24 protein-coding genes are annotated in these 24,561 nt (G+C 53.6%); all 24 read left to right on the forward strand.

Annotation, left to right across the window (positions count from 1 at the left end; all coding sequences use genetic code 11):
• Window positions 1-38 precede the first annotated feature (38 nt).
• A complete protein-coding gene (gene gpr, locus QMO62_RS03125; protein WP_284638660.1) occupies window positions 39-1,040 on the forward strand; it encodes a GPR endopeptidase in 1,002 nt (333 codons plus the stop codon).
• A 172-nt stretch (window positions 1,041-1,212) separates the two neighbouring features.
• Window positions 1,213-2,445: a stage II sporulation protein P gene (gene spoIIP / locus QMO62_RS03130; RefSeq protein WP_284638661.1), complete on the forward strand. Its 1,233-nt coding sequence runs from the start codon at window positions 1,213-1,215 to the stop codon at window positions 2,443-2,445.
• A gap of 19 nt (window positions 2,446-2,464) precedes the next feature.
• Window positions 2,465-2,851 (forward strand): hypothetical protein, encoded by a 387-nt coding sequence (locus tag QMO62_RS03135; RefSeq protein WP_284638662.1) that lies wholly within the window; start codon window positions 2,465-2,467, stop codon window positions 2,849-2,851.
• Between the two features lie 89 nt (window positions 2,852-2,940).
• A complete protein-coding gene (lepA, locus tag QMO62_RS03140; RefSeq protein WP_284638663.1) occupies window positions 2,941-4,752 on the forward strand; it encodes a translation elongation factor 4 in 1,812 nt (603 codons plus the stop codon).
• Between the two features lie 167 nt (window positions 4,753-4,919).
• Window positions 4,920-6,086: a radical SAM family heme chaperone HemW gene (hemW, locus tag QMO62_RS03145; protein WP_284638664.1), complete on the forward strand. Its 1,167-nt coding sequence runs from the start codon at window positions 4,920-4,922 to the stop codon at window positions 6,084-6,086.
• A 76-nt stretch (window positions 6,087-6,162) separates the two neighbouring features.
• Window positions 6,163-6,630 (forward strand): N-acetyltransferase, encoded by a 468-nt coding sequence (locus tag QMO62_RS03150; RefSeq protein WP_284638665.1) that lies wholly within the window; start codon window positions 6,163-6,165, stop codon window positions 6,628-6,630.
• Between the two features lie 566 nt (window positions 6,631-7,196).
• Window positions 7,197-8,231, forward strand: coding sequence for a heat-inducible transcriptional repressor HrcA (gene hrcA / locus QMO62_RS03155; RefSeq protein ID WP_284638666.1), 1,035 nt, complete (start codon window positions 7,197-7,199; stop codon window positions 8,229-8,231).
• On the forward strand, window positions 8,228-9,769 hold the full coding sequence (locus QMO62_RS03160) for a TCP-1/cpn60 chaperonin family protein (RefSeq protein WP_284638667.1): 1,542 nt from the start codon (window positions 8,228-8,230) through the stop codon (window positions 9,767-9,769). Before hrcA ends, QMO62_RS03160 begins: the two co-directional genes overlap by 4 nt.
• 60 nt (window positions 9,770-9,829) lie before the next feature.
• Window positions 9,830-10,429, forward strand: coding sequence for a nucleotide exchange factor GrpE (gene grpE, locus QMO62_RS03165; RefSeq protein ID WP_284638668.1), 600 nt, complete (start codon window positions 9,830-9,832; stop codon window positions 10,427-10,429).
• A 68-nt stretch (window positions 10,430-10,497) separates the two neighbouring features.
• Window positions 10,498-12,333: a molecular chaperone DnaK gene (gene dnaK, locus QMO62_RS03170; protein WP_284638669.1), complete on the forward strand. Its 1,836-nt coding sequence runs from the start codon at window positions 10,498-10,500 to the stop codon at window positions 12,331-12,333.
• A gap of 112 nt (window positions 12,334-12,445) precedes the next feature.
• On the forward strand, window positions 12,446-13,573 hold the full coding sequence (gene dnaJ / locus QMO62_RS03175; RefSeq protein WP_284638670.1) for a molecular chaperone DnaJ: 1,128 nt from the start codon (window positions 12,446-12,448) through the stop codon (window positions 13,571-13,573).
• 131 nt (window positions 13,574-13,704) lie between these two features.
• Entirely contained in the window at window positions 13,705-13,854 is a 150-nt protein-coding gene (locus QMO62_RS03180; protein ID WP_284638671.1) for a YfhD family protein, read from the forward strand.
• Between the two features lie 21 nt (window positions 13,855-13,875).
• Entirely contained in the window at window positions 13,876-14,271 is a 396-nt protein-coding gene (locus QMO62_RS03185) for a hypothetical protein (protein ID WP_284638672.1), read from the forward strand.
• Between the two features lie 120 nt (window positions 14,272-14,391).
• Window positions 14,392-15,372: a 50S ribosomal protein L11 methyltransferase gene (gene prmA, locus QMO62_RS03190; protein WP_284638673.1), complete on the forward strand. Its 981-nt coding sequence runs from the start codon at window positions 14,392-14,394 to the stop codon at window positions 15,370-15,372.
• 12 nt (window positions 15,373-15,384) lie between these two features.
• Window positions 15,385-16,056, forward strand: coding sequence for a site-2 protease family protein (locus QMO62_RS03195; protein ID WP_284638674.1), 672 nt, complete (start codon window positions 15,385-15,387; stop codon window positions 16,054-16,056).
• Between the two features lie 93 nt (window positions 16,057-16,149).
• A complete protein-coding gene (locus QMO62_RS03200) occupies window positions 16,150-16,920 on the forward strand; it encodes a 16S rRNA (uracil(1498)-N(3))-methyltransferase (RefSeq protein ID WP_284638675.1) in 771 nt (256 codons plus the stop codon).
• Entirely contained in the window at window positions 16,920-18,269 is a 1,350-nt protein-coding gene (mtaB, locus tag QMO62_RS03205) for a tRNA (N(6)-L-threonylcarbamoyladenosine(37)-C(2))-methylthiotransferase MtaB (RefSeq protein WP_284638676.1), read from the forward strand. The genes QMO62_RS03200 and mtaB overlap by 1 nt, the downstream gene beginning before the upstream one ends.
• A gap of 97 nt (window positions 18,270-18,366) precedes the next feature.
• Complete coding sequence (locus QMO62_RS03210) at window positions 18,367-18,798, forward strand: NUDIX hydrolase (RefSeq protein ID WP_284638677.1); 432 nt, start codon at window positions 18,367-18,369, stop codon at window positions 18,796-18,798.
• Complete coding sequence (gene deoC, locus QMO62_RS03215; protein ID WP_284638678.1) at window positions 18,798-19,481, forward strand: deoxyribose-phosphate aldolase; 684 nt, start codon at window positions 18,798-18,800, stop codon at window positions 19,479-19,481. Before QMO62_RS03210 ends, deoC begins: the two co-directional genes overlap by 1 nt.
• 26 nt (window positions 19,482-19,507) lie before the next feature.
• Window positions 19,508-20,884, forward strand: a complete 1,377-nt coding sequence (locus QMO62_RS03220; RefSeq protein ID WP_284638679.1) for a class I SAM-dependent rRNA methyltransferase — start codon at window positions 19,508-19,510, stop codon at window positions 20,882-20,884.
• Window positions 20,885-21,185: 301 nt separating this feature from the next.
• Window positions 21,186-21,929, forward strand: a complete 744-nt coding sequence (locus tag QMO62_RS03225) for a Bax inhibitor-1/YccA family protein (protein WP_284638680.1) — start codon at window positions 21,186-21,188, stop codon at window positions 21,927-21,929.
• Window positions 21,930-21,950: 21 nt separating this feature from the next.
• Window positions 21,951-22,256 carry a Dabb family protein gene (locus tag QMO62_RS03230; RefSeq protein ID WP_284638681.1) on the forward strand — a complete coding sequence of 102 codons (306 nt, stop codon included), beginning with the start codon at window positions 21,951-21,953 and terminating at the stop codon, window positions 22,254-22,256.
• 112 nt (window positions 22,257-22,368) lie between these two features.
• Window positions 22,369-22,941 carry an RNA polymerase sigma factor gene (locus QMO62_RS03235; RefSeq protein ID WP_284638682.1) on the forward strand — a complete coding sequence of 191 codons (573 nt, stop codon included), beginning with the start codon at window positions 22,369-22,371 and terminating at the stop codon, window positions 22,939-22,941.
• Window positions 22,942-22,972: 31 nt separating this feature from the next.
• Window positions 22,973-24,508, forward strand: coding sequence for a DUF4179 domain-containing protein (locus QMO62_RS03240; RefSeq protein ID WP_284638683.1), 1,536 nt, complete (start codon window positions 22,973-22,975; stop codon window positions 24,506-24,508).
• Window positions 24,509-24,561 lie beyond the last annotated feature (53 nt).

Genomic DNA, 24,561 nt, shown 5'->3' on the forward strand with positions numbered 1-24,561 from the left:
ATAGGCGCAGAACGAATCGGAAAGGGGTCTATTCCTTCATGAGCATGGATTTAAGCCGTTATTCGGCCTATACCGATCTTGCACTCGAAGCGCGCGATCTAGCCTCGGCTGCTTCCGGACCGGAAATCCCGGGTGTCAATACAAGCCATTTTGAAGATGAGGGCATTAAAGTCAGCGTCATTGATATTCATTCACAAGAGGGTTCCAGGGCACTCGGCAAGCTCCCGGGCCACTACATTACGCTTGAAGTACCGGCGCTTCGCCGTAAGGACACGGCCTTGCAGGACCGGGTGGCTACCGTATTCGCCCAGCAGTTCGAGCAATTCCTGCAGAAGCTGAATATCGGTCCGAACGCCAAGGTGCTGATCATCGGTCTCGGTAATTGGAACGTGACGCCGGATGCGCTGGGACCAATGGTGGTGGAGAACGTGATGGTGACCCGTCATTTCTTTGAGCTGATGCCTGGTCAGGTAAGTCCCGGCTATCGTCCGGTAAGTGCGGTTGCCCCCGGTGTGCTTGGCACGACAGGGATTGAGACAAGTGAAATTGTGCAGGGGATCGTGGATAAGTCCCAGCCGGATTTGGTCATAGCCATCGACGCATTGGCCTCCCGTTCGCTCGAAAGAGTGAATACGACCATCCAAATCGCAGATACGGGAATTCATCCGGGTTCCGGCATCGGGAATAAACGCAAGGGGCTGACACTGGAAACGCTGGGCGTTCCTTGTATCGCAATCGGCGTTCCGACGGTCGTTTATGCTTCAACGATCGTGAACACGGCGTTTGACCTGATGCACCGCCATTTCAGTCAGCAGACGGCAAACACGGGTCAGATCCTAGGATTGCTCGATTCCATGCAGGAGAATGAGCGGCTGCAGCTGGTGAAGGAGGTTCTCGATCCTCTGGGGCATGATCTGCTGGTAACGCCAAAGGAAATCGACCAATTTATCGAAGATATCGCGAACATTATTGCCAGCGGTTTGAACGCTGCGCTGCATCAAGCAGTGGATGTAAACAACGTAGCGGCCTATACTCATTAAGCTCGGAAAGCGTGCATACCCCGGTGTGCACGCTTATTTGCGAGACGGCAAGGCGCCGCCGAATGTTCCTAGTTTACTAGATCGTAGAGAAATTTATGAGATTCCCGGTTCTATCTCCTATTAGCCGCTCATAGAGTTGTTAGTAGATACGCTTTAAGGAGGTAGTTCCTACATGAAATGGCCAGCGGTAACGGTTAATCTAAGCAAATATCGCAAAATCGGACAAGAAGCCGGTGTTTACACTCGTGCCGTTATGATGCTTATGACAGGATGCTTGCTGTTTTTCATAGCGTTAGGCTTGCTAGGATATGTGCAGTCCCGCATGACGGACACGACGCCATCCGCATCGATGAAGGGGCTGGCGGCCTCGGTATCAAGCCGCTTCTTCATGGATATGATGGGGATGGAGATGCCGCACCTGCAAGCCGACCGGAAAAGCTTCACTTTTTCACAGTCAAACGTTTCCAGCTTTCTCTTTGCGATGATGACGGACATTAACCCGAATGATCCGAAGACGCTGATCTCAAGAGAGATGCCCGTCTTATCGCAGGATCGCTCGGTCCCTCTCAAATCGAATCCAAACTATGATTCTCCCGCGGATTATGATCCGAAGCAGCAGCTGGACACGACCGGCAAGCCGGGTGATATAACTGAGCTGAGTCAGCAGCCTGCCCCTTCGGACCCGCAGGCTCAGCCGCAGCCGCAGCCGTCAGCCCAGCCGCCCAAGACGGCCGGAAAGAATGTAGCCTTTATCTATCAATCTCACAATCAGGAATCCTATTTGCCTGAGCTACCGGGAGTGAAGGATCCGGATCTGGCATACGACGCCAAAACCAACATTACGAATGTCGGACTCCGACTAGCCATGATGCTGGAGAAGGAAGGCATTGGGGCGGTTCACTCCAACAAAAATTATCCCGCGAGCGAGAAGGATTTCAAATACCACTTGTCCTACAAATATTCTTTAAAAACACTTCAAGAAGCATCGGCAGGGCATCCTGATCTGAAATACTACTTCGATATTCATAGAGATTCGCAGCGGCGCGACCGGACCACGGTCAAGATTAACGGGCAGGACTATGCGCAGGTGTTCTTCATTATCGGAGGGAAAAATCCGAACTGGAAGCAAAACTACGAGCTGGCGGAGCAGGTCCATCAGGCTCTTGAGCAGAAATTCCCCGGCATATCCAAGGGGATTCATGCGAAATCCGTGGACGGGAACGGCGTGTATAATCAAAACTTTTCGCCGAACAGCCTGCTGATTGAAGTCGGCGGCGTCGACAACAGCTTCGAGGAATGCTACCGGACGGCGGACGCGCTGGCAGTGGCCATCGCGGAAGTGATCAACAATGTAGAGAAAGTAAACGCGCCGGCGGACAATAAAGAAACTAAAACACAAAGCTGAGGAAAGGGAGATAAGCGTTATGGGGAAGGGAAGCTGGATGAAAATGCTTTTGCTCGCGATCGGTCTGGCCTTCTGCGTCTTCTTCGGCGTAGATATGGCGACAAAAGGGACCGAGCGGATTCAAGGGTCTACTGTGAGCGCCGCATCCGGCAGCGGGGGCAAGTCCCCTGCTGCTGCAGAAGCGAAAGCGTACAGCGCCGCACCTGCCGCAGGGGCCAAAGCAGCGGCGCCTGCGAAGACGGCCGGCAGTCCGCCCGCGGCTGCGTCCAAGCCCCAAGAGCGTACGGAGCTCGAGGTAGACACGGGAGTAAACCGGATCGGTAATAAGACGGGAGATTTACTGCAAATTATGGCCTATAACGGTATTCGTGCCTTTATCAAGCTGTTCGAGGCGGTGCTTAGTTAATGTGTGGGTCGGGTATCCATTGATGAGGAACCTCACAACTGCTATAATGAAAAGTATTGACAATTTGCAGGTTAGTGAGGTTTGCCGACATGGATATCCAAGCAAGACAGAAGAAGATCAGAAATTTTTGTATTATTGCTCATATTGACCACGGGAAATCAACGCTGGCGGACCGCATTCTTGAGTATACCGGGGCATTGACCTCACGGGAGATGCAGGAACAGGTGCTCGACCAGATGGATCTGGAGCGGGAACGCGGCATCACAATTAAGCTGCAGGCTGTACGTTTGAACTATAAAGCCGATGACGGCGAAGAATATATTTTGAATCTGATCGATACCCCGGGACACGTCGACTTCACTTACGAGGTATCCCGAAGCCTGGCCGCTTGTGAAGGCGCTTTGCTGGTTGTCGATGCGGCGCAGGGGATTGAGGCGCAGACGCTTGCAAACGTGTACTTGGCGCTCGATAACAACCTTGAAATTTTGCCCGTCATTAACAAGATCGATCTTCCCAGCGCAGACCCAGAACGGGTGAAGCAGGAGGTCGAGGATGTGATCGGACTGGACGCCAGCGACGCCGTGCTTGCTTCCGCGAAGGCGGGTATCGGAATTAAAGAGATTCTGGAACAGGTTGTCCAGAAGGTTCCGGCTCCGACCGGAGCCTCGGACAAGCCGCTGAAGGCCCTCATTTTCGACTCGCATTACGATCCTTATAAAGGGGTTATCGTATATGTGCGGGTTGTGGACGGATCGATCAAGGCTGGCTCCAAAATCAAGTTCATGGCGACGGACAAAGACTTTGAGGTTATTGAAGTCGGTGCTTTCAAGCCGCGCATGAGTATCGTGGATTCCTTGGAAATCGGCGACGTAGGCTTCATCGTGGCGGGGATTAAGAACGTCGGCGACACACGTGTCGGGGATACGGTTACCGATGCGAAGAATCCTACAGCGGAGCCGCTGCCGGGTTACCGGAAGATCAATCCGATGGTATTCTGCGGACTATATCCGATCGAAACCAGCGATTACAACGATCTGCGTGAAGCGCTTGAGAAGCTGCAGCTGAACGACGCCTCGCTCTCCTTCGAGCCGGAAACGTCGACGGCGCTAGGCTTTGGCTTCCGATGCGGCTTCCTCGGTCTCCTGCACATGGACGTCATCCAGGAGCGTATCGAGCGTGAATTCAATATTCCGCTGATTACGACGGCACCGAGCGTGGTGTTCCGTGTGACCCAGACGAACGGTACGGTGCTCAGCATTGAGAATCCGTCCTTGTTCCCGGAGCCGGGCAAGATCGAGTTCGTAGAGGAGCCTTATGTGAAGGCCTCCATTATCGTTCCGAACGACTACGTAGGCACCATCATGGAGCTGTGCCAGAACAAACGCGGAGAGTATGTGAACATGGAGTACCTGGACACGACACGTGTCACGCTCACCTACGAAATCCCGCTGTCTGAAATCGTGTATGATTTCTTCGACCAGTTGAAGTCGGGTACGAAGGGCTATGCTTCCTTTGACTACGAGCTGACGGGTTACAAGCAGTCCAATCTTGTCAAAATGGACATTCTGCTGAACAACGAGCAGGTAGACGCCTTATCGTTCATTGTGCACCGGGATCGTGCCTACAATCGCGGACGCATTATTTGCGAGAAGCTCCGCGAGCTGATTCCCCGCCAAATGTTCGAGGTGCCGATCCAAGCGGCGATCGGGCAGAAGGTTATTGCGCGCGAAACCGTCAAGGCCATGCGCAAGAACGTACTTGCCAAATGTTACGGCGGCGATATTTCCCGGAAACGGAAGCTTCTTGAGAAGCAGAAGGAAGGGAAGAAGCGCATGAAGCAGGTCGGCAGCGTGGAGGTTCCGCAGGAAGCGTTCATGGCCGTTCTGAAAATCGACGAATAGAACATGTAAATAGAGAAGCAGGTGCTGCCGGAATCCTTTTGCACGCGAAGTCTTGCGGAAGGGGAGCACCTGCTTTTTCCACTTCCATGCGGGATTCGGGATGCCGATATAAAGAGAAAGGCACCAATCGGGTTTCTCGTGATTATAGTAAAGGATGTGTGTAAGTCATGATGCAGCGTCATCAAACACCGAAAGCGGTTTATCTGCATATTCCGTTTTGCACAAATAAATGCCACTATTGCGACTTCAATTCCTATGTGCTGAAGGGGCAGCCGGTTATGGATTACCTGGATGCGCTGGAGCGGGAAATGGAGCGTACCGTTCGGGCGGTGCCGCCAGGGGAGATCGAAACGATTTTTGTCGGCGGGGGAACTCCGACGGTATTGCTGCCGGATCAGATGGAGAGCTTCCTGCGCCGGGTGAAAAGCTACTTTCCGCAGTGGTCGGGCGACCTGGAGTTCAGCATGGAGGCGAATCCGGGGACAACGGATCTGGAAAAGCTTCAGGCGATGAAGGAAGGCGGCGTAAACCGCATCAGCTTTGGGGTACAATCCTTCGATAACAAGCTATTGGAAGAGATCGGACGGATTCATAATACCGACGATGTGTATCGGAGTCTGGAAAATGCGGCGAAGATCGGCTTTACGAACATGTCGATCGACTTGATGTTCGGCCTGCCGAAGCAGACGGCGGAGGTCATGCGCTCCACGCTGAAGGAAGCGCTGGCGTTCGATTTGAAGCACTACTCCATTTACAGCCTGAAGGTAGAGGAAAATACGCTGTTCCACGCGTTATACGAACGGGGCCAGCTGCCGCTTCCGGAGGAGGAAGAGGAGCAAAAGATGTTCCAGCTCATTATGGAAACGCTGCGGGAGGCGGGCTACGAGCAGTATGAGATCAGCAATTTTGCAAAGCCCGGCTATGAGAGCCGACACAACAGCATGTACTGGCGCAACCAGAGCTACTATGGCATCGGTGCCGGAGCGCATGGCTACACCTACGGAAGACGCCATGTCAACATTAAGGGTGTACAGCCGTACATCGACGCGACGAAGGAACGTTTGCCTCAGCTCGAGTGCAATGAAGTGTCCGAGGAAGAAGCGATGGAGGATTTTATGATGGTCGGCCTCCGGCTGCTTCGCGGCGTGAAGAGCTCGGATTTTGCCGCTCAATTCGGGCGCCTGCCGGAGGTAGTGTTCGGGTCGGTATTGGACCGATTACAGGAAAAACGACTTCTGGTAGCGACCGAAAACGGGTATCGATTGAGTGAGCAGGGAATCTGGCTTGGAAACGAAGTGTTCGGCGAATTTTTAGGTGCTGTCGAGCAAAAATAATGATTGAATTTTTTATGCGTAATGTTGTATATTTATTCATATGTATTTGTATTATACTTGATGGGTGGGATCCGCTATGCAAGCGACGGTCACCTGCAGAAGAGCAAATCAGCAGGATGTGGATACTTTATACAATATTATTCAGGGCTATGCCGAGCAAGGCATTATGCTGCCGCGGTCACGGGAAACGCTGCTTGAGCAGATCGAGACCTTTGTGGTAGCTGAAATAGAGCAGGAGCTGGTCGGCTGCGGTGCCTTGACCAGGCTCGGACAGGATCTGGTCGAGATTCGATCGCTTGGCGTAACGGAAGGACACAAGGGTCAGGGCATCGGCAAAGCGCTGGTCAACTTCCTCGTGGAGGAAGCGCGGGAGCAGCAAATTCCGAAGGTCATGGCGCTTACATATGAAGTGGCTTTCTTCGAACGGAACGGCTTCACCGTCGTGCAGAAGGAGATCTTCCCGGAAAAGGTTTGGCGCGATTGCATCCACTGTAAAAAGCAGCATTGCTGCGACGAAATCGCCGTTCTGAAACGGCTCGATTGACTTGACACAGACCTTCGGGTCTGTTATTTTTATTTTAGGTTAGCACTCATCTAAGTGGAGTGCTAACGATGCGGGCCAGAGACCCGGGAGTGACGTTCACTGAAGTGAATAGTGAATAAGAGCTTTTTAGGGTCTTATTCCTTGCTTATTTTGTGTTATATAGTAAATAAGAGATTTTAAAAGCCTTATTTTGGCTATACAAGTGCATATGGGTGATTTTTGAGGAGGTTTCCCCAGAATAACACCCTAAGAAACTGTTATTCCGTTCGTCATGGTACATTCGAGTCTAATAAGGGCTCGAAAGTCCGTTATTTCCTTCTGCCGGCTCGGTGCCATAGGCAATCGAGCATGCCTTGTCTTTTATGGAGGTGGAATCCTCCTTTTCTTGGTTCGTGTATTTGGCGCAGGTCAGTGTAGTTGCCAGAGAGTTTACGTGCCGCCTTTGAGATTAGGTTCTTACCGACAGGTAAGTTCATGGAACCTAATCTCAAGAGCGGCCGGAGGCAACTAGCACTGAACCGTTGCCAACCGACACAACCAATAAAACTCGCGGAGGTGGAACTGCATTGTTAACCGATCGTCAGCGCCAGATTCTCAGTGCCATCGTAGATGATTATATCCGTTCAGCAGAGCCTGTCGGCTCGCGCAGCATTTCGAAGCGCGGCAATGTTGGGTTTAGTCCCGCCACAATCCGTAACGAGATGTCCGATCTGGAGGAGATGGGCTACCTCGAGCAGCCGCATACGTCGGCAGGCCGAATTCCATCCCATAAAGGATACCGTTATTATGTCGATCATCTCTTGACCTACGGCCATCTGCCGAATCATGAGGTGGATCTGCTCAAGCAATTTTTTGCAGAGAAAATGCAGGAGATGGAGCGTGTCGTGCAGCAAACCGCGATGATGCTCTCCAGCCTGACCAATTATACATCGATCGTTCTCGGTCCCGAGGTGTTCGGAACGACGCTGAAGCACCTGCAGATCGTACCGCTCACAGACCGTACGGCTGTTGCCATTATTGTAACCAACACCGGGCAAGTGGAGAACAAGACGGTGACGATACCGGAAGGCATTCAGATGTCCGAGATCGAGAAATTCGTCAACATTCTCAATGCCCGAATGAAGAATGTGCCGTTGCTTCATTTTAAATCGAGCCTGTACACGGAAATTGCCGAAGAAATGCGAAGCTACGTCTCCGGCTATGAAGAATTGCTCATGATGCTGAATGGCGTGATGGATCGCGGAGAAGAGGAACGCATTTACTTGGGCGGCACGACGAACATGCTGACGCAGCCGGAGTTCAAGGACGTGGATAAGGTGAAGACCATCCTCGATCTACTCTCCGAAACGCCGAAGATCGTAAGGCTGTTCTCCGGGGTCAACGAGACCGGCTCGGGTATCCAGGTTCGCATCGGCAGCGAAAACGAGCTTGAAGCCATTAACGATTGCAGCTTGATTACCGCTTCGTATTCGGTTGACGGTCAGCCGCTGGGGACGATAGGGATCCTCGGGCCGACACGGATGGATTATGCTAAGGTCATCAAGCTGCTGGAGCACTTTACGAAGGATTTGACCGTGGCGATGGAGCGATGGTACAAATGAGTCAATTGAAATCGAACGGTCCGGAGGCGGAGGACGCTTACGGCACACTGCGCAATAACGCAACGGCGATTCGTGCGATTTGCTCTGCCGTTGAGGGGACGCTCGGGCCCAAGGGCCTCGACACCATGCTCGTAGGCGCGCTCGGCGAAGTCATTATCACCAACGATGGCGTGACCATTTTGGACAAAATGGAGGTCAACCACCCGGCCGCCCGCCTTCTCATCCAGGTGGCGAGATCGCAGCAGGAGCAAGTGGGGGACGGCACCACTACGGCAACGGTTTTGGCCGGAGCCTTGGTCGCGGAAGGCGTCGCCCAGGTGACTCGAGGCGTTCCCGTCGCCAAAGTCGTGAGAGGGGTGCAGGAGGGCATCGATACGGCGCTGCAGAGCTTGCAGAAGCGCAGCAGACCGATTGAAGGTCTGGAGGATCCGCTGCTGTACCGAATCGCCTATATCGCCGGGAGAGAGCATGCGGATCTGGCCGGTCTCGTCCTGGAAGGAGCCAAGCGACTGGGAACGGCAAGGCTGCTGGAGGAGCATTTCCGCTTCGCGGAGGTCGTTATGTCCAGCGGTAAAGGCCGGAGCGAGGTATGGCCCGGCTTGCTGCTTCAGAAGAAGCCGGTCAACGCCCAGCTTGACTTTCCGCCGGCCGCGGCGCAGGTGCTGCTGCTTCAGGATGCGTTCGAGCCGGAATCGGTCGATGAGGAAGCGCTCATGACTGAAGCGGGCTTCCGCCGGCAGACGCAGCTTCGCGAGCAGTTCCGGGCTACGCTTGGGAAGCTCCTCGAGCTTCGCGTGGGCTTTATCGCGGCAGAGCGCGGCGTCGACCCCGAGGCGGAGCAGTTCTGCACCGACCATGGCATCATGGTCGTGCAGCGGCTGCCTCGGGCGGAGCTCCGGCGCTTAGCCGAATACACGGGCGCGCGGCCGATCCGCCGCAGCGGGCTGCTGAAGCCTGCGGCGGAGCTCGCAGGCTCGATCGGCACCGCCGGGCACGTCGGCTACGACGAGCGGCTCGAATGCGTCCGCCTGGCCGAAGGCAAGGGCCGGGCGCAGGTGACGATCGTCGTGGGCGCCAGCACGAGCGAGATTGTCGGCGAGCGCCTGCGCATCGCGCGCGACGCGGCTTCGAGCGTGCAGGCTGCGCTGCGCGGCGGGGTGTTGCCCGGCGGCGGGGCCGCCGAAATGGCCGCTGCGCACGAAGTCGAGCGTCGGCGCGAGACGGTGCAGGGCATGGAGGGCTTCGGCTTCGCCGCCGTAGCGGGGGCGCTGCGGAAGCCGCTCGCGCAGATCGTCGTCAATGCGGGCTACAACCCGCTGGAGAAGGTCGAGGAGGTCAAAGCGGCGCAAATCAGCTCCGGACGGGACAGCTTGGCCGTCGATTGCGATACAGGGGCAATTATTGATATGATGGAGCATGGTGTGGTCGATCCTGCTTTGGTGAAGCTTCATGCACTGCAAGCGGCAGGAGAGGTAGCGTCCGCCGTGCTGCGGATTCATACGGTTATCAAAATGCGCGGCCCGCGTTCAGAGGAATAGGCAGTATAACCATGCACTAATAGATGAGAAACCGGATTAGGATAAGGAGGTGACACACAATTGAATACGGAACAAAAGAATCAAGAACAAGAACAAGAGCAAAACAAGAGTCACCAGGCTGAGGAGAACCAAGCTGCTGAAGCTACATACGCTGCCGAAGAGACTGATGCTGAACAGACAAAAGCAGCGGATGCAGCCGGATCCGAAGGCCATCCTGAGCTGGAGCAGGCTAAGAAAGCGGCAGAGGAGAACTACCAGCGCTTCCTTCGTACGCAAGCGGATTTTGATAACTTCAGAAGACGCACGCAGAAGGAGAAGGAAGAATTTGCAAAGTACGCTTCCCTGAAGCTGATCGAGCAGCTGCTTCCTGTGGTAGACAATTTCGAACGCGCGCTCGCAGCCAGCAAGGATAACAATGACTTTGAATCGCTCGCCAAGGGCGTTAATATGATTTTCCGTCAACTGGAACAAGTGCTCACAAGCGAGGGCTTGCAGGCGATGGAGACCGTTGGGACTCCTTTCAATCCGGAGTATCACCAAGCGATTATGCAGGTGGAATCCGAGGAGCATGAGGAGGGCATCGTGGTAGAAGAGGTCCAGAAGGGTTACATGCTCAAGGACAAGGTGCTTCGCCCGGCCATGGTTAAGGTTAGCTCTTAATGCACTAAATCTGCAGCATATGATTCCAATCAAGATCGAAGGATCCATTTAAAGGAGGCTACCATAGCATGAGTAAAGTAATCGGTATTGACTTAGGTACAACGAACTCTTGCGTTGCCGTTATGGAAGGCGGCGAGGCTGTAGTTATTCCTAACGCGGAAGGAAACCGCACCACTCCATCCGTAGTAGGCTTTAAGAAGGACGGCGAGCGGATCGTCGGAGAAACGGCGAAGCGTCAAGCGATCACCAACCCGGACCGCACGATCATTTCGATCAAGCGCCACATGGGCACGAACCACAAGGAAAACATCGACGGCAAAGAGTATTCGCCGCAGGAAATTTCCGCAATGATCCTGCAGAAGCTGAAGGCTGATGCAGAAGCATACCTTGGCACTACAGTAACCCAAGCCGTTATTACGGTCCCGGCTTACTTTAACGACAGCCAGCGTCAAGCAACTAAGGATGCAGGTAAAATTGCCGGTCTGGAAGTATTGCGTATCGTAAACGAGCCGACGGCTGCAGCGCTTGCTTATGGTCTGGAGAAAACCGAAGATCAAACGATTCTTGTGTACGACCTCGGGGGCGGTACGTTCGACGTGTCGATCCTGGAGCTCGGCGACGGCTTCTTCGAAGTAAAAGCAACCAGCGGTGACAACAAGCTTGGCGGCGATGACTTCGACCAAGTGATCATCGACTTCCTGGCTGCGGAATTCAAGAAGGAGCACGGCGTTGACCTTGCTAAAGACAAAGCGGCGGTTCAGCGTCTGAAGGATGCGGCGGAGAAGGCGAAGAAAGAATTGTCCGGCGTTCTGACGACAACGATCTCCCTGCCGTTCATTACCGTTGTAGACGGCGTACCTCAGCACTTGGAAGTCAACCTGACTCGTGCGAAATTCGAAGAGCTGTCTTCGGGCCTGGTTGAGCGCACCATGGGACCTACTCGCCAAGCTTTGAGCGATGCAGGTCTGTCGGCCAACCAAATCGACAAAGTTGTGCTTGTCGGCGGTTCCACACGGATTCCTGCCGTACAAGAAGCCGTTAAGAAGCTGATCGGCAAAGAGCCTCACAAGGGCGTTAACCCTGATGAAGTTGTAGCGCTCGGTGCTGCGGTTCAAGCCGGGGTGCTTACCGGTGATGTGAAAGACGTGGTATTGCTCGACGTAACTCCGCTGTCCCTCGGTATCGAAACCGCTGGCGGCGTGTTCACGAAAATGATCGAGCGCAACACGACAATCCCTACAACCAAGTCGCAAGTGTTCACTACGTATGCGGATAATCAGCCAAGCGTAGAAATTCACGTGCTTCAAGGCGAACGCGCCATGGCAAACGGCAACAAAACGCTGGGACGTTTCATTCTGGGCGATATTCCGCCGGCGCCGCGCGGCATTCCGCAAATCGAGGTTACCTTCGATATCGATGCCAACGGTATCGTGAATGTATCCGCTTTGGATAAGGGCACTGGCAAGAGCCAGAAGATCACGATTACTTCTTCAAGCGGCTTGAGCGATGCCGAAATCGATCAAATGATGAAGGACGCTGAAGCTCACGCTGAAGAAGACCGCAAGCGTAAAGAGCTGGTAGAAGCTCGCAACCAGGCGGATCAGCTGGTGTACTCCGTTGACAAGACAATCAAGGATCTTGGCGATAAGGCGGATGCCGGCGAAGTGGCCAAAGCCGAAGAAGCGAAGGAAAAAGTAAAGAAAGCTCTCGAAGGCGACAACCTCGAGGAAATCCAAAAGGCTACCGAAGAGCTGACGCAAGTGGTGCAGGCACTCTCCGTGAAGCTGTATGAGCAAGCGCAGCAAGCTCAGGGCGGCGCTGATGCCGGCGGTCCGGAAGGTCAGGCTAAAGGAAAAGACAACGTAGTGGATGCGGACTACGAGGTCGTTGACGATAAGAAGTAAGAGCAGCGAGTGAAGTCAAAGCCGGACTTGTCCGTGCTTTGACTTTCCGTTTGTCGGTTTATAATCAGAGCTGTGGGGATGTTTTTCAGGCGGGGAGTGAGAAGGAAAAACCATGAGTAAACGCGATTATTACGAGGTGCTGGGACTGGATAAGGACGCCTCGCAGGAGGATATCAAGAAGGCCTATCGGAAGATGGCCCGCCAGTACCACCCGGATGTCAATAAAGCGGCTGATGCCGAAGCAAAGTTCAAGGAAGCGAAGGAAGCTTACGATGTCCTGAGCGACGACCAGAAGAAGGCAACCTATGACAGATACGGGCACGTAGACCCGAATCAGGGCATGGGCGGCGGGGGCTTTGGCGGCGCCGACTTCGGCGGCGGCTTCGGGGATCTGTTCGACATGTTCTTCGGCGGTCAGGGCGGAGGGAGACGAAATCCGAATGCTCCGCAGCGCGGCAGCGACCTGCAATACACGCTCCAGATCGAGTTCAAGGAAGCGGTTTTCGGCAAAAAGATGGAAATTACTATTCCTCGTACGGAAACGTGCGAGACTTGTCACGGCAACGGCGCAAAGCCGGGGACGAAGCCGGAGACTTGCGGCGTTTGTCACGGGTCCGGTCAGCAAGAGGTCGTTCAGAACACCGCTTTCGGCCGCATTGTGAACCGCCGCGTTTGTTCCGCTTGTAACGGACAAGGCCAAATCATTAAAGATAAGTGTAATACGTGCCACGGAACGGGCAAAGTGAAGAAGCAGCGCACCATCAGCCTGAACATTCCGGCAGGCGTGGATGACGGAGCTCAGCTCCGAGTGTCCGGTGAAGGGGAAGCAGGAACACGCGGGGGTCCTCCAGGGGATCTGTATGTCGTGATTCGCGTGAAGGCACACGAATTTTTCGAGCGGGAAGGCGATGACATCTATTGCGAGGTTCCGTTGACCTTCGCACAGGCTGCGCTTGGCGACGAGATCGAGATTCCTACCTTAACGGAAAAAGTGAAGCTGAAGATCCCTGCCGGAACACAGACGGATACGTATTTCCGTTTGAAGGGCAAGGGAGTTCCAAGACTCCGCGGCTACGGACAAGGAGATCAGCATGTCAAGGTGGTTGTCGTCACGCCGACCAATCTGAACGACGAGCAAAAGGAGCTGCTCCGCGAATTCTCCAAGCTGAACGGAGAGCACACGCACGAGCAAAACCAATCGATTTTCGAACGAATGAAAAAAGCGTTTTTGGGCGACTAAGCCCATTCGAAGACACTCATGCATCCCCGGGAGGGAGCTGGGTGTCTTTTTTACATTGCATATTCAAGCAGGTTTTGCGGACAATAGAAGCAGTATAGGCCGAATTAAATTGAATGGGAGGAAGATGAACCATGGCGAACAAGAAGCAGCAGAACGAAAGAAGCCGTCAATTGCCTATCGCAAAGAACGAAGACGTGGAATTTTCCGCTGAGCTCGCGGATGCCGATGATATGGAGGCGGCTGAACGCGGCGATCAGGCGGATGCCAGACAGCAGCAGTAAATCAGCAGGGAGGCTAGAGCAATGGCAGAACGCAGTATTATGGCATATTTTCATTCCAGCTCGGAGGCAGATCGCGCCGTAAGGAAGCTGGAGGCGCTGCGCGCCACCGGCGTATCCGTGAGCAAATTCGGCGAGGTTCCCGGGAACGGCGTCGGCGAGACGATCAATCCATTGACGAGCGATTTTCCGGGACTTCCTTACTTGACCTTAGGCTCCGAATCGACGAATCAGGATGCACGCGTCCTAATGGCCGCATCTCCCGAAGCGAGCGGACTTGCAGCGGGCGGCGACTATAACTTTTACCGTACGGATCCGTCAGATAATTCGCTTAAGGACACGCTTCTCACGGCGTCTGTCGATGAATCCGTGTATGAGCAAGCAGTTCGTGTGATTCAGGACGCAGGCGGCAGCCTGTAAGCTTCAATACCCCCTTCCCGGTCGGAGGGGGTTCTTTCGTTGTATCTGGTATGCCTTTATTGTATACTGGGAATTATGTGCTTAAAGAAGCATGACTGAAGGATTAGGAGGGCATACCCATTGCGCTGGCATGAAATTACCGTACATACGACAGAAGAAGCGATCGAAATGATCTCGAACTTTATACACGAGCTTGGAGCCGGAGGCGTGTCGATAGAGGAATCCGGGACACTCAATAAGAAGAGGGACACATCCTTAGGCCAATGGTACGAAACGCCGCTGAACGATATTCCGGAAGGGCGTGCGGTCATTAAAGGATATTTCTCCGAGGGAACGGAGATGGAGTCCATCCTCTCGGAGCTGAAGGTCAGGGTTGATGAGCTTTCCGAGTATGATATTGATACCGGCAATCCTGCCTATGAGCTTCAAGAGGTTGATGACGAGGATTGGGCGAATGCCTGGAAGCAATATTTTAAACCGATTCGTATTACCGAACGCCTGACCATTAAGCCGACCTGGGAAGAGTATACACCGTCCCCTGAGGAGCTTATTCTTGAGCTTGACCCCGGAATGGCTTTCGGAACCGGTACGCATGCCACCACGTCGCTATGCTTGAAAACACTGGAACAGGAGCTTCAGGGCGGAGAGGATGTCATCGATGTGGGGACAGGCTCCGGTATTTTGGCCATTGCCGCTGCAAAGCTGGGCGCCAGACACGTGCTTGCCGTTGATCTCGATCCGGTGGCCGTTTCCAGTGCGACCGAGAATATCCGTTTGAACGGCATGTCGGACCGCATTACGGTAAGACTGAGCGACCTGCTGCAGGTATTCCGCGACAGCGAAAGCGGCGGAGAGCAGGCCGGTGCGCTTGGCGTGAAGCTGCCGGTGAAGGTCGTCGTGGCGAATATTCTTGCTGAGATCATCCTTCTGTTCATTAAGGATGTATATGACGTGCTTGAGTCGGGCGGCCGCTACATTGTCTCCGGTGTCATCCAGAGCAAGCAGCAGCTCGTGGAGGATGCGCTCGTCGCGGCCGGCTTCAAGATTTCGCACCATAATGAGGACCAGGATTGGGTCGTCATCGTGGCTGTCAAGCCATAGGACGGTGAAGCTATGGATTGGAACTCGTTCTTAGCTTATCCGCTCGAGCATTTGCCGTTCGTGTTTCTGGTGCTGATGCTGAGCTTTTCCGTTCATGAATTTGCCCATGCCTATCTGGCCGACCGGTTCGGTGACCCTACACCTCGTTCCATGGGGCGGGTCACTTTAAACCCGCGAGTCCATTTGGACGTACTGGGTATGATTTTTTTCCTCCTGGTCGGCATCGGTTGGGCGAAGCCTGTGCTCGTCAACCGCTCCCGCTTTAAAAATCCGAGAGGGATGGGGATTGCCGTATCCTTTGCGGGGCCGTTCAGCAATCTCGTTTTGGCCTTTATCAGCTTATTGATTTATGCAATGATCTTCGAGTTCCATTGGATCGACCAGTCGAGCAAGGGCATCGTGGATGCGGTGAAATTATTCTTCGAATATTTGATTCGTTTGAATATTTTCTTGTTTATCCTGAACTTGCTGCCGTTTCCTCCGCTTGACGGCTATCGGATATTGGAGGACGTTCTCCCAAGGTCGCTGGCCCTGCGAATGAAGCAGTACGAGCAATGGTTTTTCTATATTATTTTGCTGTTGTTTTTCATACCGCCGCTTCGCGCGGTAACGCTCGGTCCGATATTCGGCCTGGAAAGCGATATTTTACGTGCCTTCTCCACGGTGCTGAGTTTGATATTTTAGCTGATAAGCTTGTACCTATGAAATGCTGGAAACACTGGTTTTTTGAACGAAATCGGTGTATGATGTAGGTTGGTTATTTGCAGGAGGAATCCCATGCAGCGTTATTTTATTGATCCGCAGCAGTTTGGCGAGCGGGAAGTGACGATTACCGGCGACGACGCTCATCACGTGGTCCGCGTATTGCGCTCGGAGCCAGGTGACGAATGTATTGTCAGCGACGGGATCAGCCGCGAAGCGTTGGTCCGCTTCACCTTGCTGGAGAAGGACCGCGTTACCGCAGACATCGTGGAGCACCGTCCGATGACCGGGGAGCCGGCGGTCGAAGTATGGATCGCGCAGAGCTTGCCGAAGGGAGACAAGATGGAGCTTGTCATCCAGAAAGGAACGGAGATCGGTGCGAGCCGGTTCCTGCCTTTTGTCTCGGAGCGGACGATTGTTCAGCTTGAGGCGAAGAAGGAAGCGAAGCGTGTGGAGCGGTGGCAGAAGATCGCCAAGGAGGCGGCGGAGCAGGCGCACCGCAGTAGGGTGCCGATAGTGGAATCGCCCCTGTCCTGGAAGGGGCTGCTCAAGCGGTCCGAGCAAGCGGACGCCTCCTGGATTTGCTATGAGAAGGAAAGCGGGCTGGAGTTGAGAGCCGCCATTAAAAAGGCTTTAAGCGACGCTGTCGAAACAGAAGGAAAAACGACTCTTCTGCTGATCGTAGGGCCTGAAGGCGGATTTACGGAGCAGGAAGTAGCTGCAGCGGAAGCGGCGGGAAGCCGTTCGATCAGCCTCGGACGAAGAATTCTACGTACGGAAACAGCCGCAATGGTAGGGCTGACGTGCATTTTATATGAAGCTGGAGAGATGGGAGGAGAAGCATAATGCCAAGCATCGCATTTCATACTTTGGGATGCAAAGTGAACTTCTACGACACGGAAGCGATCTGGCAGCTGTTCAAGCAAGAGGGCTATGAGCAGGTGGATTTTGAATCGACTGCCGATGTGTATGTGATTAATACGTGCACCGTTACCAATACGGGAGACAAGAAAAGCCGACAGATGATCCGCCGGGCCGTACGCCGCAACCCGGAAGCGATCGTGGCCGTCACCGGCTGTTACGCGCAGACCTCCCCTGCGGAAATCCTTGAGATTCCCGGGGTCGATCTGGTCATCGGTACGCAGGATCGGGATAAAATCTTGACCTATGTGCAGCAGCTCCAGAACGAGCGTCAACCGATTAACGCGGTGCGCAACATCATGAAAACAAGGCAATTCGAGGAACTGGATGTGCCCGATTTTGCCGACCGCACTCGCGCATTTCTTAAGATTCAAGAGGGCTGCAACAACTTTTGCACGTTCTGTATCATTCCTTGGTCCCGCGGTTTGATGCGCAGCAGAGAGCCTCAAAGCGTGCTCCAACAGGCCAGAATGCTGGTGGATGCCGGGTATAAGGAAATCGTTCTGACGGGCATTCATACGGGTGGCTACGGCGAGGATATAGAGGATTACAGCCTGGCCAGGCTGCTGTGGGATCTCGATAAGGTGGACGGGCTGAAGCGGATTCGGATTTCCTCGATTGAAGCGAGCCAGATTACCGACGAAGTGCTTGAGGTGCTGAACGGTTCGGATAAAATGTGCCGTCACCTTCACATTCCGCTCCAAGCCGGGGATGACGACATACTCAAGCGGATGAGACGCAAATACACGACGGCCGAATTCGGAAACAAGATCGAGCGAATTCACCGCATCATGCCGGGTGCTGCGATTACTACGGACGTGATTGTGGGCTTCCCCGGTGAAACGGAGGAAATGTTCCGAAACGGTTATCGCTTCATGGAGCAGATGCAATTCTCGGAAATGCATGTCTTCCCTTATTCGAAGCGAACCGGTACGCCTGCAGCACGGATGGAGGACCAGATCGACGAGGAACTGAAAAATGCCCGCGTTCATGAGCTGATCGATTTGTCCGAGCGGATGCAGCTTGCTTACGCCAAGAAATTCGTCGGGCAGGTGCTGGAGATTATTCCGGAGCGGGAATACAAGGGTCAGCCGAACAGCGGCTTGATCATGGGGTATTCCGATAACTACCTCCAGACGGTTTTCCAAGGCAGTGAAGATCGGGTTGGACAAGTATGCCGGGTGAAAATCCTGGAGGCGGGTGTCAACGAAGTGCGGGGAGAGCTTGTAGAAGCCCCGCTGTCAGCCTCCGTACAAAAGAAAGCGATCGTATAAACGAAAGGAGAGGAGGATTTCATGCTGAAGCACACGCCGAAGCTGGAGTCCTTCTCTCTTGTTAGGCTCTGAAAATACTTAGGAAGGATGGAGACCGATGAGGGAAATCTCCGCGGGAGGCGTGGTGTACAGGCGATTCGAGGGACAGCTGCAAATCCAGATGATCCAGGACCGCTATGGGAAAATTACACTGCCAAAAGGCAAAATGGAAACCGGCGAGACGATTGAACAGACAGCGCTTAGGGAAATCCTAGAAGAGACGGGAATCACCGGTTCCATCGTACAGCCGCTGGAGACGATTACTTATCAATTTACTCTTTCCGGGGTAGGATTGATTGATAAAGAGGTTCATTACTTCCTGGTCGAAGCTACCGGGGGGAAGCTGCAGGCACAGGTGGAGGAGATTCGCGGAGTGGAATGGCTTACGCCGCAGGATGCCTGGCAGCAGCAAATGAACGCAGGCTACGGCAACAACGATTCGGTACTTATGAAGGCGCTGCAAGCGCTAGGCTACGAGGTGAAGGGATAATGAGTACGTTTAACATGAGCCAGCTTCCTTCTTACATTGATCACACGCTGCTTAAGGCGGATGCGAATGCACAGGGTGTGAGGAAGCTTTGTGAGGAAGCGATGCAGTATGGGTTTTACAGCGTGTGTGTAAACGGGACCTGGGTACCTTACTGTCAGGATGTCCTGAAAGGCTCGCAGGTGAAAATCAGCGTAGTGTGCGGCTTCCCGCTTGGGGCGAATGACAGCGGCGTCAAGGCTTATGAGGCGGCGAAGGCTGCAGAGCAGGGCGCTTCGGAAATCGACATGGTCCTGCAAGTTGGACGGCTGATGGCCGGGGAGCATGATGCGGTTCGGGAGGATATCCGCGCTGTGGTGGAAGCTGTGAAGGGACAGGCCATTGTAAAGGTCATCTTCGAGACGGGGCAGCTGAGCGACGAGCAAAAGATCGCCGCTTGCCGCCTATCTGAAGAAGCGGGAGCGCATTATGTCAAAACGTCTACAGGCTTCGGGCCTGGCGGTGCAACGGTAGAGGATATTCGTCTTATGCGGGCGAATGTTGCTGCAGCGACAGGCGTGAAGGCCTCCGGCGGTATCCGTGATCTCGAGACCGCCCTGCGCATGATCGAAGCAGGTGCAACGAGACTCGGCACCAGCTCCGGCGTAGCTTTGGTCAGCGGAACGACAGGAACATCATCCTATTGAGTAGAGGCAGGAGGCTGTGAGCAGCCATGGCAGTTGTTATTTTACAAAAAAATCGCAAGAAGCGGCTGGAAGCGGGACACCCTTGGATTTTCCAATCCGAAATCGACCGGACGGAAGGGGAGCCTGCTCCCGGCGCACTTGTCGCAGTACATACGCATGCCGGCCAATATATGGCCACGGGATATTATAATCCGGCGTCGCAGATGGCGGTTCGGATCGTATCGAACGAGCCTCTAGAAGCGATGTCGCACGACTTTTTCGTGGAGCGCATTCGAGCTTGTAGAGAGCATCGCGAACGCTTCTTAGGTGAGAATGTATCGTATCGTTTGATTTACGGTGAAGCGGATTTTTTACCGGGCTTGACGGTAGATAAATTTGAAGATGTGTTGGTCGTTCAAATTCTCACCCTGGGCATGGAGCAGGCAAGGGATGCCATCATTTCCGCATTAATCGAAGTCATGCAGCCTAAAGGCATTTATGAGCGCAGCGATGTGGCGGTACGTGAGCTGGAAGGCTTGGAGCAGCGGACGGGAGTATTGTACGGCGATTGTCCGCGACATGTCACGATTCGTGAGAATGGTCTGCTGTTAGAGGTGGACATCGTAGAAGGGCAGAAGACGGGCTACTTCTTCGATCAGCGGGAGAACCGTGCGGCGCTGGAGCCGCTCATGAGAGGCTGGGGCCGGCGCAGCGGAATCGAATTGAAAGAGCTCGCGGATGAGAACGGAGCTCTGCGACCGGTCCCCGTCAATGCCAAAGGTAAGGAGGTCACCTTCCCTTTTTGGGATGGGGCTGCTGTGCTCGAGTGCTTCTCCCATACCGGCAGCTTCACCCTTCATGCGTGCAAGTTCGGGGCCAAGAAGGTCACCTGTCTCGACATCTCCGAGCATGCGGTGGAGACGGCGAAGCGCAATGTGGAGCTGAACGGCTTCGAGGATCGGGTGGAATTTATCGTAGCGGATGCGTTCGATTATTTGCGCCAGCAGGTGCATGGAATCGAACAGAGGCAGGAGCGGGGGCAAGCCGCCTCGAAGAAGGTGGATACCTCCAAACCGCTCGAGGGAAAGGGACGCACGTGGGACGTGGTCATTCTCGATCCTCCTGCCTTCGCCAAATCGCGAGGGGCGGTAGAGGGAGCTTGCCGCGGTTATAAGGACATTAACCTGCATGGGATGAAGCTGGTGAACGAGGGCGGCTATCTAGTGACGGCCAGCTGCTCGTATCATATGAAGCCGGAGCTGTTCCTGGAGACGATTCATGCGGCAGCCGTCGATGCGGGGAAGGTTCTGCGTTTGTTGGAGTACCGGACCGCAGGCAAAGATCATCCTCGTATACTTGGAGTGGACGAAGGGAACTACTTAAAGTTCGCCATCTTCGAGGTGCGGAGCCGGAAGAGGGTCTAGCTTGAGTAGCCGCCGCGGCGCGCAGGAGTAATAGGGATCTTAACGAGAACCACCGAGAGACTTATATCGGTGGTTTTCTCTTTGGGAGAATCGACGTTCCCTTACCTATGAATATAAGCTTGGTTCAAGGAATATAAAAAAAGTGAGTGACGAGAGAGGGAAGAAGGGTGCTCGCCGTGTCATTGAGAAAACCTTAAGGATATCTTAGGAGAAATTTGGTAAGGATGGATAACCATAAGTAGGAAATCGAGCATTCATTGTCGAAACAGTAATTAACCATACAAAAAGAGGTGGATATCCATTGAATTATGGCAGGAGCGGAAATCCGGCGTTAAACGAGGATACGTTTGAAAGACAAAGGGGCTCGTCTATCGGAAGAACGATGACCATCGATGGTACAGTCAACAAAGCGTTTATTTCGCTGGCGATTTTGCTGGGGGCAGCCTTTTACACCTGGAACATGTACTTCAACGGTCACAATGTTGCTCCTTACTTGGCTGCAGGAGTAATCGGGGGATTTATTCTCAGCTTGGTGATTATTTTCAAGCCGACGACGTCCCCGTATCTCGTGCCGGTCTATGCCGCGCTCGAGGGTTTGTTCATCGGCGGCTTATCTGCAAGATATGAAGCTGCGTTCTCCGGCATTACGGTACAGGCGGTGCTGCTGACCTTCGGCGTGTTTATTGCCTTGCTGCTTGCTTACAAGACCCGGCTGATTAAAGCTACGGAAAACTTCAAGCTGGGTGTCGTAGCAGCGACAGGCGGCATTGCTTTGGTGTATTTGATCAACATCGTACTCAGCTTCTTCGGTATGCAGGTGCCCTATTTGCACGATACGGGGGCGATTGGCATCGGGATCTCCTTAGTCATTGTTGTCATTGCTGCGCTGAACCTCGTTTTGGATTTCGATTTTATCGAAAATGGCGCCAAAAGGAATGCACCGAAGTATATGGAATGGTACGGCGCCTTCGGCTTGCTGGTTACTCTCGTGTGGCTCTACATTGAAATTCTTCGTCTGCTGTCCAAGCTGCGGAGCCGCGACTAAGCCGGGGGGAGGAAATAATCGATGTTCGAGCACTTGGTTTCATTTAAATTTAACGGCAGCTATACGCCGGAGCTTGAGGCAAGGCTGATTGATAAGCTGCATACCTTCAAGGGGAGCATCCCGGGGATAGTGGAGCTTACGGCAGGAGTGAACGTGACGGAAGAAACGGAAAATAGGCATGGCTATAGTCTCGGCTTGCGGGTGACCTTCGAGGACCGGGAAGCGCTCCGGCAATACGGTCCGCACCCGGTTCACCAACAATTCGTGCGGATGCTCGACGGCTACCTCGATAGCGTGGTTGTAGTAGATTATCCGATTCACCGGTAGTAGAAAAGCTTAGTCCGATTCGAAAGCATCGGATTAGGCTTTTTCTTTTGTTCAAGTGAGAGATTTCCAGTCGGTCATCGTCTATATATACAGAATAGGTGGTGGCACAGGAATGAGGGACGAGAGGGAGCAGGATAGCGAGCTGGCCCGCCGTGTACTTGCGGGTGACAAGCAAGCGTATGCCTTCCTGGTAAATAAGTACAAGAACAAGATCTATAATGTGATCCGGGGAATGGGAGTAAGCTTGCAGGATGCGCAGGATCTGACACAAGAAACCTTTCTAAGAGCTTACCGCAAATTGGCTGCCCGGCAGGAGGAACGGAGCTTTGCTGCCTGGATTTATTCCATAGCGACAAACCTGGTGAAGGATGAGTGGAAAAAGCGAAGAATGGAGCTTACCGAGCTGGACTCGCAGCTGCCTTCAGGTGAAAAGGGTCCGGAGGAAACGCTTCTTCTGGAAGAGAGAAAGAGGGAGCTTCTAGTGTATTTGGAGCAATTGCCCCGGGGCTACAGGGAGGCATTGCTGCTTAGATATACCGGCGATTTAAGCTATGAGGAAATAGGGGACTTGCTTGGCATTCCAACCAGCAAGGTACAAAATGATCTGTATCGTGCAAAGCAAAGGCTTAAGCAGGTAATGACGGAGAAGGAGGTAGCGGTGAATGAATTGTTGGACACGAGATGAAATGGATCGCTGCCTTGCCTCAAGCACTTCCGTGAAAAGAAAAGAACTGGAGCTGCATAGAGCCGTTTGTGCCTGCTGCCAAAAGCTGTTTGAGGACGTTTTGCAGGAGCAGATGTTTTATTCCGAGTCATTGTTTCGTGATGAGCTGCCGGAGGATTTTACGCAGCGGGTAATGGCATCCTTGAAGGATGCGGAAATCGAACCGGTGAAGGCGGAATCGGCTGTCGTTCGAACTTCCAGAGCCCGTTATTCGCGAATCGCCGCCGGGGTGCTGGTTCTTACGATCATGGCTGCGCTGGCTTTGAATGGGCCCACCGTAGCTGAGATGGTCCGCTCGTTATTTAGCCGTGATAACGTTGATATCGGGCTTTTACGGGCACAGGAGCTGGGGATCGTGCACAACCCGGAAATTAAGGTGAAGGATCAAGGATATACACTCAAAATTGAGGAGGCTGTGGCGGACCCGACTAGGGTAGTAATGGCGCTGCAGCTGTTTGGACCGGACGGCCGTCATGATGACGACCGACTGACGATGGCTCCGGGAAATCAGATTCAAATTAAAGATGAACAGGGTCGTATGCTAGGGCAAATGTACGACATGGGGCTAACAGGCGATTTTTACTATATGGTCGCTTTCTTTCCGGAGCCGATTCAAGCGGACAAAATCTATGTGGAAGGCACGATCCGCCAGCTTGGCAACGAGATACAGAGGCTGCCTGTCGTGGAGGGGCAGTGGAATTTCAGGTTCGCTATGGATTTACGCGAGGCCAAGGCCCAAACGGTGGTTATTCCGTTGCAGGGTGAGCTCACGGCAAAAGAAGGAATGACAGTTCGGCTGAAGCAGCTGACCCGCATGGTGCAGGGTGTGCGGTTCGAGCTGGAAACGGAGCTTAGCAGCGAAGCAATCGTTCGCTCGCCGGGTGACCTGTGGAAGGATCAGGAGCTAAGCTTTCATTTCGAAGATGAATCGGGGGAAGAAATCCATAGCGTGAACAGCAGAATGATGCCCCATAAAGACAGCCTGATGAGCTATCAAAAGCTGCCGGGAGAGAAGCCAGGCGTGATGCGTCACAGCTATACCTTCAAGTACTTGCCGGAGGAAAGTCCCTACCGGTTTGTGTGGGACGGGTTTACCGTTGCTCAGACCGACGGTACAGCGGTGGAGCTAGTCACGAATCAGCTGGCGCAGCAGCCTGTGACGTTCCGGGCGGAAGGGGATGAGCTGACCATCAGGAGATTCACCTTGGAGCCGAGTCCTGATCCTCGGATCGATAAGGAAGAAGCGGCGCTGCATGTGGAAGGGACGTTTATGAACGAGCGTCTGACGGAAGGCTGGAGCCTGAAGACGGCAGATGGACGAAAGTTCAGGGTGGACGGCAGAGGGGCAATCAGCGGAGAGAATGGGCGATTCGTACTTAGCGGCGCTAGTGCGGATCCTTCCGTGTTATTCCAGTTCCGAATGCAGGAATTGACGGAGCTCCCTGATCGGGTGACGCTTGTACGGGAGGTAGTAAATAAATTTTATCCAATCGTTGAAAGGTCCGTGGATGTAATAGAGAAGCGGTAACGCTTGTTTTTCTCATAATAAAACTGACACCGGATGCCCGGTGTCAGTTTTTG

Source organism: Paenibacillus silviterrae (genome assembly GCF_030167925.1).
In the GTDB taxonomy this organism is placed as follows: domain Bacteria; phylum Bacillota; class Bacilli; order Paenibacillales; family NBRC-103111; genus Paenibacillus_G; species Paenibacillus_G silviterrae.

Bases quoted from the DNA above. Each gene is read 5' to 3' on its own strand.
- gpr (WP_284638660.1), top strand. From the start codon at position 39: ATGAGCATGGATTTAAGCCGTTATTCGGCCTATACCGATCTTGCACTC.
- spoIIP (WP_284638661.1), top strand. From the start codon at position 1,213: ATGAAATGGCCAGCGGTAACGGTTAATCTAAGCAAATATCGCAAAATC.
- QMO62_RS03135 (WP_284638662.1), top strand. From the start codon at position 2,465: ATGGGGAAGGGAAGCTGGATGAAAATGCTTTTGCTCGCGATCGGTCTG.
- lepA (WP_284638663.1), top strand. From the start codon at position 2,941: ATGGATATCCAAGCAAGACAGAAGAAGATCAGAAATTTTTGTATTATT.
- hemW (WP_284638664.1), top strand. From the start codon at position 4,920: ATGATGCAGCGTCATCAAACACCGAAAGCGGTTTATCTGCATATTCCG.
- QMO62_RS03150 (WP_284638665.1), top strand. From the start codon at position 6,163: ATGCAAGCGACGGTCACCTGCAGAAGAGCAAATCAGCAGGATGTGGAT.
- QMO62_RS03160 (WP_284638667.1), top strand. From the start codon at position 8,228: ATGAGTCAATTGAAATCGAACGGTCCGGAGGCGGAGGACGCTTACGGC.
- dnaK (WP_284638669.1), top strand. From the start codon at position 10,498: ATGAGTAAAGTAATCGGTATTGACTTAGGTACAACGAACTCTTGCGTT.
- dnaJ (WP_284638670.1), top strand. From the start codon at position 12,446: ATGAGTAAACGCGATTATTACGAGGTGCTGGGACTGGATAAGGACGCC.
- QMO62_RS03180 (WP_284638671.1), top strand. From the start codon at position 13,705: ATGGCGAACAAGAAGCAGCAGAACGAAAGAAGCCGTCAATTGCCTATC.
- QMO62_RS03185 (WP_284638672.1), top strand. From the start codon at position 13,876: ATGGCAGAACGCAGTATTATGGCATATTTTCATTCCAGCTCGGAGGCA.
- QMO62_RS03195 (WP_284638674.1), top strand. From the start codon at position 15,385: ATGGATTGGAACTCGTTCTTAGCTTATCCGCTCGAGCATTTGCCGTTC.
- QMO62_RS03200 (WP_284638675.1), top strand. From the start codon at position 16,150: ATGCAGCGTTATTTTATTGATCCGCAGCAGTTTGGCGAGCGGGAAGTG.
- mtaB (WP_284638676.1), top strand. From the start codon at position 16,920: ATGCCAAGCATCGCATTTCATACTTTGGGATGCAAAGTGAACTTCTAC.
- QMO62_RS03210 (WP_284638677.1), top strand. From the start codon at position 18,367: ATGAGGGAAATCTCCGCGGGAGGCGTGGTGTACAGGCGATTCGAGGGA.
- deoC (WP_284638678.1), top strand. From the start codon at position 18,798: ATGAGTACGTTTAACATGAGCCAGCTTCCTTCTTACATTGATCACACG.
- QMO62_RS03220 (WP_284638679.1), top strand. From the start codon at position 19,508: ATGGCAGTTGTTATTTTACAAAAAAATCGCAAGAAGCGGCTGGAAGCG.
- QMO62_RS03230 (WP_284638681.1), top strand. From the start codon at position 21,951: ATGTTCGAGCACTTGGTTTCATTTAAATTTAACGGCAGCTATACGCCG.
- QMO62_RS03235 (WP_284638682.1), top strand. From the start codon at position 22,369: ATGAGGGACGAGAGGGAGCAGGATAGCGAGCTGGCCCGCCGTGTACTT.